This is a genomic window from Bacillus sp. SIMBA_008 (assembly GCF_046535495.1).
GTDB lineage: Bacteria > Bacillota > Bacilli > Bacillales > Bacillaceae > Bacillus > Bacillus subtilis.
The window spans coordinates 1-255 of the sequence record NZ_JAWRWL010000833.1 but is presented as its reverse complement, the minus strand read 5'-3'; the positions used below and the strand labels follow the sequence as shown (position 1 = coordinate 255).

Genomic DNA, 255 nt, shown 5'->3' with positions numbered 1-255 from the left:
CCCGCCAACAAACGAACCAATCATGACACTTCCAAGAACTCGCTTATTTTGAAGTGTCACACCATACAAAGCAGGCTCTGTGATACCAAAAAATGCTGAAATCCCTGCCGAAATGGCTGTTGATCTGAGTACCTTGTCTTTTGTGCGTAATGCTACAGCGAAACACGCTCCACTTTCCGCAATATTATGTGCAAGTGATGCAGGTAAATAAAGTGCTTCTTTCCCAAGGGTTCCCATCGTTGTGACTGCATAAGG

General features: G+C 44.7%; 1 pseudogene. It reads right to left on the bottom strand.

Annotated elements, in window-relative coordinates:
- Positions 1–255: pseudogene (locus SB658_RS25665) on the bottom strand (PTS beta-glucoside transporter subunit IIBCA); the annotation flags it as partial.